7 protein-coding genes are annotated in these 8,139 nt (G+C 37.7%); 3 read left to right on the forward strand and 4 right to left on the reverse strand.

The genetic code is table 11. The features are described from left to right. Positions 1–146 precede the first annotated feature (146 nt). The gene (locus tag ABYD77_RS07855; RefSeq protein ID WP_372768668.1) at positions 147–1,340 is read left to right on the forward strand and encodes an HD-GYP domain-containing protein; all 1,194 of its coding nucleotides are present in this window, start codon (positions 147–149) and stop codon (positions 1,338–1,340) included. A 6-nt stretch (positions 1,341–1,346) separates the two neighbouring features. Continuing rightward, a complete protein-coding gene (locus ABYD77_RS07860; RefSeq protein WP_372768669.1) occupies positions 1,347–2,516 on the forward strand; it encodes an HD-GYP domain-containing protein in 1,170 nt (389 codons plus the stop codon). 165 nt (positions 2,517–2,681) lie between these two features. Here the strand turns inward: ABYD77_RS07860 and ABYD77_RS07865 are convergent, their stop codons facing one another. Both ABYD77_RS07865 and ABYD77_RS07870 read right to left on the reverse strand, forming a co-directional pair. Further along, positions 2,682–3,512, reverse strand: a complete 831-nt coding sequence (locus ABYD77_RS07865; RefSeq protein ID WP_372768671.1) for a general secretion pathway protein GspB — start codon at positions 3,510–3,512, stop codon at positions 2,682–2,684. 12 nt (positions 3,513–3,524) lie between these two features. Beyond that, positions 3,525–4,439: an ExeA family protein gene (locus ABYD77_RS07870; RefSeq protein WP_372768673.1), complete on the reverse strand. Its 915-nt coding sequence runs from the start codon at positions 4,437–4,439 to the stop codon at positions 3,525–3,527. Between the two features lie 102 nt (positions 4,440–4,541). Between ABYD77_RS07870 and ABYD77_RS07875 the strand changes: the two genes are divergently transcribed. Continuing rightward, positions 4,542–5,660: a tRNA nucleotidyltransferase gene (locus tag ABYD77_RS07875; RefSeq protein ID WP_372768675.1), complete on the forward strand. Its 1,119-nt coding sequence runs from the start codon at positions 4,542–4,544 to the stop codon at positions 5,658–5,660. 448 nt (positions 5,661–6,108) lie between these two features. Here ABYD77_RS07875 and ABYD77_RS07880 read toward each other — a convergent pair whose 3' ends face one another. After that, positions 6,109–7,071: a sensor domain-containing diguanylate cyclase gene (locus tag ABYD77_RS07880; RefSeq protein ID WP_372768677.1), complete on the reverse strand. Its 963-nt coding sequence runs from the start codon at positions 7,069–7,071 to the stop codon at positions 6,109–6,111. 282 nt (positions 7,072–7,353) lie between these two features. After that, on the reverse strand, positions 7,354–8,139 hold a 786-nt coding region (locus ABYD77_RS07885), incomplete at its 5' end, for an undecaprenyl-diphosphate phosphatase (RefSeq protein ID WP_372768679.1).

The raw sequence follows: 8,139 nt of genomic DNA on the forward strand, positions 1-8,139 counted from the left end.
TAAAGTTTTAACCCGAAACTCGGGTTGTTAAGCAAAAATAAAAGGGCAAAGTTTTACTTCTGCCCTTTTCTTTAATATTCAACTTAATTTTCACCTCTTTATTTGCTAGTTTTAAAGATAGTGAAAATACATTCAATGTGCTGCCAATGTTAAAAACCATTTTAGTCTCTGATCTTAAACCAGGCATGTTTGTGCAGGGGGTCGTAAAACAACAAGGGAGTGTCAAAGTAAAGACCGAAGGCTGGGTTAGGACACAGACTGCTATTAATAAACTTGTACAATCAGGTATTTTGGAAGTCTCTGTTGATCCTGATAAATTCATCGATTTAAACCAAAAAAAAGATTCAGTAAAAAAAACAACAGAAACACCTAAGTTTGATCCAACGAAAGCAACAGCGAGCTTTTCAAGCGAAGCAAGCAAAGCCAAAAAGCTATATAGTGAAGCGAAACAACTTCAATCAAAGGCATTTGATGATATTCGGGCAGGCCGAAAAATTGATGTTGAACCATTTAAGCATGTTGCCAGCGGCTTTATTGACTCTGTATTTCGTAATCAAGATGCACTTGCTTGCATGACACGCATTCGTGAAAAAGATGCTTACTTGCTTGAACACTCAATTAACGTTTCAGTTCTAATGAGTATTTTTGCTAAGCATATGGGTTTCGAAAGAGCAGTGATAAACGAGCTCGCGACAGGCGCGTTATTACATGATATTGGTAAAATAAAAGTTCCTGACGCAATTTTGAACAAACCTGGAAAGCTTACATCTCAAGAATTTGAAGAAATAAAACGACACTCCTTATACAGCAAAGAAATACTTGAAGAAGCTGGTTTAAGTGAGATTGCAATACAAGTTGCAGGGTATCATCACGAACGCCTTGATGGAAAAGGTTACCCATACGGATTAAAAGAAGACGAGATCAATCAATATGTCCGAATGATTTCAATTGTCGATGTTTATGATGCACTTACTGCGAAACGTGTCTACAAAGATGGCATGAACCCCATTCAAGCCTTTAAAATTTTGCGTGCTGATTGCCCGAATAGTTTTGATAGTGATTTAGTTACCCGCTTTATACAATGTATAGGCATTCACCCAGTAGGGACGTTAGTCAAACTTAAAAGCCAAAAGCTAGGAATAGTGTCGCAAAGTAACTTTGAGCAACCCCTCAAACCCATGGTAAAAGTGTTTTATAGCGCCAAGCATCAACATTATACCGAAGTGCAAGATTTAGATTTAGCCAACAAGCGTATAAATGATGAACTTGAATCATCTATTAAGCCTGAAGATTTTGGTATTGATTTGATTAAATTTTTCCGCAATGCATTTTTTGATTAAGCTGACATGACCCCTGACAATAACGGCAAAATGCGTATCCCGATTACAAAACTAGCTATTGGTGATTTTGTTGAAGAAGTCACCAAACAGCTTGGTGATGTCAAAATTGTGCAAACCGGAGTAGTTCGTAATCATTTTGCATTGCAAGCTCTGAAAAAAAAGGGGGTGATTGAGGTTTTAGTTGATACCACTAGATCAATAAAAACAGCAGAGCCCGAACCGACTAAAACTATTAAAAAAATTAAAATAGAAAGCCAAATTGAAGCAGCTCTTGAATGGCAAGATAAAGCGCTAACCTTAATGGAAGACACCCTTTCACGTGCAAAAGCCCACTTACCGATTGATCTGTTTAGCTTAGAAAAGCTGGTAATTGACGCCTTAGCGCTGACAAAACAACACAAAGACGTTTTAGGCTTAGCAGTTCGCTGTAAAATGTCTAATAACTTGCTTGCCAGTCATTTAGTTCGTATTGCTGTAAGTTTAGCGCAGTTTTGTCAAGGTCATAATTACCAAGTACATGTTAATCAGAATTTGGTGCTTGCAGGATTACTATCTCGTCTAGGTTATCAACTATTACCAGATAAACTCCGTTTACCCAATGAAAAGCTCGCTGTGATTGAACAACTACAAAAGCAACAACATATTGCACAACTATTAAAGTTACTCACACTCAGCGGGCAGCCAAACTCTCAAGTATTACGACTTCTCAGTGAACAAAATGAATTACTTGATGGCACAGGTTATCCCAATCAATTAGACATTGATAAGCTTAATTCTGCACAGCGTATTTTAAGTATTGCTATTACGTTTGATAGTTTAATGTTTGGTTTTGATCATACAAAAGCTCTCGGCAGTACCGCTGCATTTCGAGAGCTCATGGAACGCTCACCAGCAAATTTTGATCCAGATTTAATACAGCAGTTTATCCAATCTGTAGGACTGTATCCTGCCGGCACCTTAGTTAAATTAACCTCAGGGCGAATTGCACTTGTAATTGAAAATCAGAAGCAACTCACTAAACCACGTGTAAAAGTATTCTATAATGGCGAATTCAACCATCATGTTGCTGTGCGCATTATTAACTTAGTTGAATCAGACGATAGCATTGAAGGTACCGCAAAGGCACAACGTTACAACCTTAACATTTCAGACTTAGTTACCGAAGACGGTATCTAAAATTATACCAATTGCATTAATTAGCTGGTCATTTATTGCGACAGAAAAATGGCTCAGAAACAAGGCTTATAATTCGACATGTAGTTGTTCTACTTTAGAATTTTAAAACGCAGTTTATGGGTCATTTAACTCGCTAGAATGATCAAATAATTAATAAAATTGATATTAGAACTGCCAATCTTCCATTGAGCCCAAACTAAATTCCACGCCTTCAAACTGCATTAATGTTTGCTCTGCTGCAATTTCAATGATGTAAACACCATTGATATTGTCGCCTACTTTTAGTTCTCGGTCATTGATTTTAATCCAGCTTCGGCTTGGTTCTGAGGCAAATACATGCGCTTGATATCGCATTTCAGGAATACGTACTCGAAATGCTTCAGGTAAGTTTTCAATGGGTGGCACTCTTGCAGAGGTTGTTGACGAAGTGATCACCTCTTGCTCTAACGGCTCGTTTTGCGCTTGCTCAAAGGCCTGACTAAATGCATCTATTAACGCATTGGTTTCTTCCCTTTGTTTATTCTGATATCCAACAACTTTATATTCAGATAAATCAATTTCTTGATTGTCGTTATTCTGTTGTTCTTCTGGCTCTGTTTGGCCGTTTTCTGGCGTTGTCTGTTGAGTTTGAGGTGCTTGTTGAGCCTGAACAGGTAAAGGCTGTGAATACATAGGAACTGGCACGAGCTGATATTGTATTTGTGGTTGATTTGCTATTGGCAACTGATTCACAGGTTCTAACGTTGGCTTATTTTCGATGGTTTTATCTGGTTCAGATTGTGTTTGAACGGTTTTTTCAACTTTCTCAGTTTGCAGGCCTTTGCCAAGAAAAAACCCTAAAGTTAAGGTTAGTAAAAACCCTAAAAACAACGCTAAATTTCGGTAGAAGCGTAACTTCTGACTTAATACATATTCTTGCTGATAATCACCTTGCATCGGCATTGTTCCTTTGCTACTTGATTCATTCTGTTTTAACGCATCGAGAATATAAGACATACACACTTCTATTTAAAAAATAAATGACAAACCAATGCCAACTAATAAGGCAACAATAGCAAAGCAGGCATACATCCACACCACATAATTGGCATTATGTGATGCTGCTGCATTAGCTTCTAACGGTAAAATTTCGGTTGCAGCTGTTGCAATCATGGCTTTATTAACTAAATGACGACTATTTGCAAATGCCCCCATTAAAGCACGTTCACATAGTAAATTGATAAGCCGAGGGATACCACCAGTAAGTTGGTGAATTCGTTTGATTGCAGCGTTTTCAAATAGCATTTTGTCACAACCAGCCACATGCAATCGATGTTTGATGTATGCAAACACCTCTGCTTCGTTAAGCGGCATTAAATGGTAACGCGCTGTAATCCTTTGTGCTAATTGCCTTAAATCGTTACGTTTTAATAATGTTTGTAATTCAGGCTGCCCAACTAAAATAATTTGCAATAACTTGCGTTGATTGGTTTCTAGGTTAGTTAATAGGCGTAACTGTTCAAGCACTGCACCACTTAAATGTTGTGCTTCATCGATCACCAGCATGGTGCGTTTATTTTGACTGTGGTTTTTAAGCAAACGATTTTTAATTTTATCGGTTAAATTTTTAAGCGTGGCTTCTGATTTTTTATAGCGAATTCGCAGCTCATCACAAATACTGGCCAATAACTCAAGCTCAGATAACGATGGGTTAAGCACAAATGCCACTTGCGTATCATCACCTACATTTTCAAGCATACAACGTGTGACCGTTGTTTTACCTGTTCCAACTTCTCCAGTTAATAATACAAAGCCGCCAGCATCCCCTAAGCCATAAGTTAGATGTGCAAGTGCTTCTTTATGGCGCTCACTAAGGAATAAGTAATCTGGATTGGGGGCTATGGAAAATGGCTGATCTGTTAAACCAAAATAGTCTAAATACACGTGCTTACATTAACTGAATAAAAACTGAGCCTATCATACCAATTCACCACCGAATTCCAAATTATGATAATCTTTACACATTATTCGTTTCGATTTAGTCTGATGAAAGTATATTTAGTCGGTGGCGCTGTACGCGATAAACTTCTTAAGCGCCCCATCAAAGAATGTGATTATGTTGTGGTTGGCAGTACACCTGCCGAGCTAATTTCTCTTGGTTACCAGCAAGTGGGCAATGACTTTCCGGTATTTTTACACCCAAAAACCAAAGATGAATATGCCCTTGCTCGCACCGAACGTAAATCAGGCCAAGGCTACACAGGCTTTATTTGCGACTTTACGCCTGAGGTAACCCTTGAAGAAGACCTAGTGCGCCGCGATTTAACCGTTAACGCCATGGCGGAAGATGAATATGGTAATATTATTGACCCTTTCAACGGTCAAGCCGACTTAAAACGCAAATTATTACGCCATGTAAGTGATGCTTTTTGTGAAGACCCTTTACGTATTTTACGTGTTGCACGCTTTGCCGCACGTTACCATTATTTAGGTTTTACTATCGCGCCTGAAACCCAACAATTAATGCAAAAGATGGTTGCTAAAGGCGAGATTAATACATTAACTAAAGAACGTATTTGGCTTGAGATTGAAAAATCTTTAAAGGATGGTGCTATCAATGTTTTTACAGATGTATTGCAGCAGATTGGGGCTCTTCAGGCATTACTACCTAAACTTAGCAATAAATGGGATAAAGCAGCTTCAAATCAGCTTGCCAAAATACTGACAAACATACAACATGAGCAAGAACCAATTGCTATCTTTTGCTTATGGTTACAAAAGTTAGATACTGCGGATTTAAAGCAACTAAGTGACACTTTTCGCTTTCCCAACAGCTACCTCGATGCCCTGATGTTATTTAATGAATTTTCATCTAAATTATCGACTTATCAAGCAACAAGTAAAGTAGTACTTACTTTATTTGATAAAACTGATTTATGGCGACGACCAGAGCGTTTAAAGTTGTTTTTACGTACCTTTGCATTATTAGGTGATGCTGAAAATGTTCTGGCAGAAAAGCTCGACCAGACCGCAAAAAAGGTCGCTCTTGTAGATGTGCAAGCAATTATAAAACAAGGATTTAAAGGCGCAGAGATAAAAGAGCAGTTAGATATTTTAAGGGCAAAAGTGATAGAAGAAGTGTTTGGAAATTCATTTCCCTCTTAGATTACCAGTATGCCTACCGGTGAGTTTTCCACTTCTCATTACTACATGGTCGCTTTTCATCTAAAAGTCAGCAACAGTAATACTAATTCTTCTCAACAAATTAGTGATTCGACAAATAGCAGATAACCAATACATTAGGCTGTAACTTACAACTTCAAAACTGCCTTAGAACGAAATATTGAGGAATATTTCATAATAGAAGCGCTAACATAGTATCAAACTTTATTACTTAGCCCAAATAAACGCCACATACAGTGCTTTATAGGGATGGCTACACTATCACTAACCTTCTATTTTGTAATATTCCGTAAAGTTATATTTTTTATCGTGCCACACGGATGATTTAAAGTTACCCCCTCTAAATATTTGCGATTTTTAAAGATGAGTATCATTATTATCCATATCTTCAGCCATCCCCAGTCAACACGATCCCTTATATTAAAGCAGTCTAGCGCTCTTTGCTTTTTTTATGTATGTACATTGCTTCATCTGCTTGAGCAATTATATCTTCTAATGATTTTTCTGTATCATATGAGAATGTCGCTACACCTGAACTGTATTCTATTCGATAAGGCTTATTTATTTCCTTATTCATCAAGTCCATCTCAGATTTAAATCGTTCAAGAATGATGTCTATATCGTCATCACTTACTTCTGTAAGGAAAACAACAAATTCATCTCCACCTAAACGACCAATAACATCACTTTCTCGAAATACCCTACGCATTACTTCAGCAAATTGCTTAAGTGCAAAATCACCTTCATGGTGGCCGTGATTATCATTTATCGGTTTAAATTTATTTAGATCAAATAATATCACTGACATTGGCACTTGCTTACGACGACAACTCTTTTGACAATGCTCAGCCAGTGTCAAAAAACCTCTACGATTCGAAATCAAGGTTAATTCATCAAGTGTTGCTAACTGAACTGAGCGAATTTCTTGCTCGATCATTGCACCTAAGTCTTGAAGTAGCTGCTTGTCATCCTCATCTAAATGTTTAGGCTTTGAATCTATAAGACACAACGTGCCAAGATTTATTCCTTGCCTTAACTTTAAAGGATATCCAGCATAAAACCGAATATTAGGTGCATCAGTAACTAAAGGGTTATCATAAAAACGCTCATCTTCAATCGCATTTGGAATAATAAACAGACCATCTTGATTGATCGCATGCCCACAAAATGAAATTTCTCTTGGTGTCTCTGATGCATCTAACCCCTGCTTTGATTTAAACCACTGCCTTTGCTCATCAACAAGGCTAACCAAGGAAATTTCTACACCAAACATACGTTTAGCCATTCTGGTTACGCGATCAAAACGCTCTTCATGTGAAGTATCGAGTATTTCAAGAGTTCTTAAGGCGTGGAGTCTCTCAGCTTCATTTTCAGGTAGCTCTGGCTTAATCATAAAGTTTCCAATCTGTTAACTAAATCTAATTTGAGTGTATCAGTTATGTGGCAATCAATTATAGTAAATTTTTTTGCAAGTCGAAGGGAGGATATGAGCTGTATCTATCAATGCAACTCAGTAACTTTTTAATTCACCGTTAAAAACATAGTCAAAAAGAAAGGCTTAATAAGTAATGAAATTTGCATATTAAGCCTTAATTAACAATCATGATTTGTCGGTTTTGCTGAGTAAAGTGATTCAAACCGGCTTAATTCAAAACCAAAATGTAATGCCAAATTTTTAAGGGCTAATATAACCAAACCCTATGAGCGCAAATAAGCCTATACCTAAAATCATACGGTATACCACAAACGGCAACATGCCCATGCGCTCAATAAACTTTAAGAATAAAAAGATACAAGTGTAGGCAGAAGCAAACGAAAGTACCGTACCTAGTATCAAAGCATTCCAATTTACCGCCGTGTTATCCAAAATAAGTTTAATGATCATCACTAAACCTAAACCTCCGATCACCGGAATAGACATTAAAAATGAAAAACGCGCTGCGCTTTTTTTATCAAGGCCTAACAATAAGCCAGCTGTAATGGTTATGCCTGAACGAGATGTGCCCGGAATTAACGCAACCGCCTGGGCAAGACCAATTAATAAAGCAGCTTTCCATTTAATATCGAATATATTCTTGTGCTCTTTTGCTTTGATATCGGCATACCAAAGCGCTAAACCAAATACGATAGTAGTAGTGGCAATCACCACTGCACCACGCGTATTAGCTTCAATAAAATCTTTTGCAAGACCTGCAACTAAACCTGCGGGAATAGTAGCCAAAATAATGTACCAGCCCAATTTACTCTCTGCGGTATGACCTTTACCTACACAGGACTTAAACCAAGCGGTTAAAATTTCTACCACATCTTTACGAAAATAAATAAGCACCGCAAATAAGGTACCCACATGCACTGCAATATCGAACGCTTGCCCCTGATCTTCCCAACCTAATAACTGGCTAGGTAAAATAAGGTGACCCGAACTCGATATAGGCAAAAACTCGGTAAACCCTTGGATTAA

This window comes from Pseudoalteromonas sp. (genome assembly GCF_041629635.1).
GTDB lineage: Bacteria > Pseudomonadota > Gammaproteobacteria > Enterobacterales > Alteromonadaceae > Pseudoalteromonas.

Excerpts from the sequence above, each read along its gene's own strand:
- ABYD77_RS07865 (WP_372768671.1), bottom strand. The coding sequence starts at position 3,512 with ATGTCTTATATTCTCGATGCGTTAAAACAGAATGAATCAAGTAGCAAA.
- ABYD77_RS07860 (WP_372768669.1), top strand. The coding sequence starts at position 1,347 with ATGACCCCTGACAATAACGGCAAAATGCGTATCCCGATTACAAAACTA.
- ABYD77_RS07875 (WP_372768675.1), top strand. The coding sequence starts at position 4,542 with ATGAAAGTATATTTAGTCGGTGGCGCTGTACGCGATAAACTTCTTAAG.
- ABYD77_RS07855 (WP_372768668.1), top strand. The coding sequence starts at position 147 with ATGTTAAAAACCATTTTAGTCTCTGATCTTAAACCAGGCATGTTTGTG.
- ABYD77_RS07880 (WP_372768677.1), bottom strand. The coding sequence starts at position 7,071 with ATGATTAAGCCAGAGCTACCTGAAAATGAAGCTGAGAGACTCCACGCC.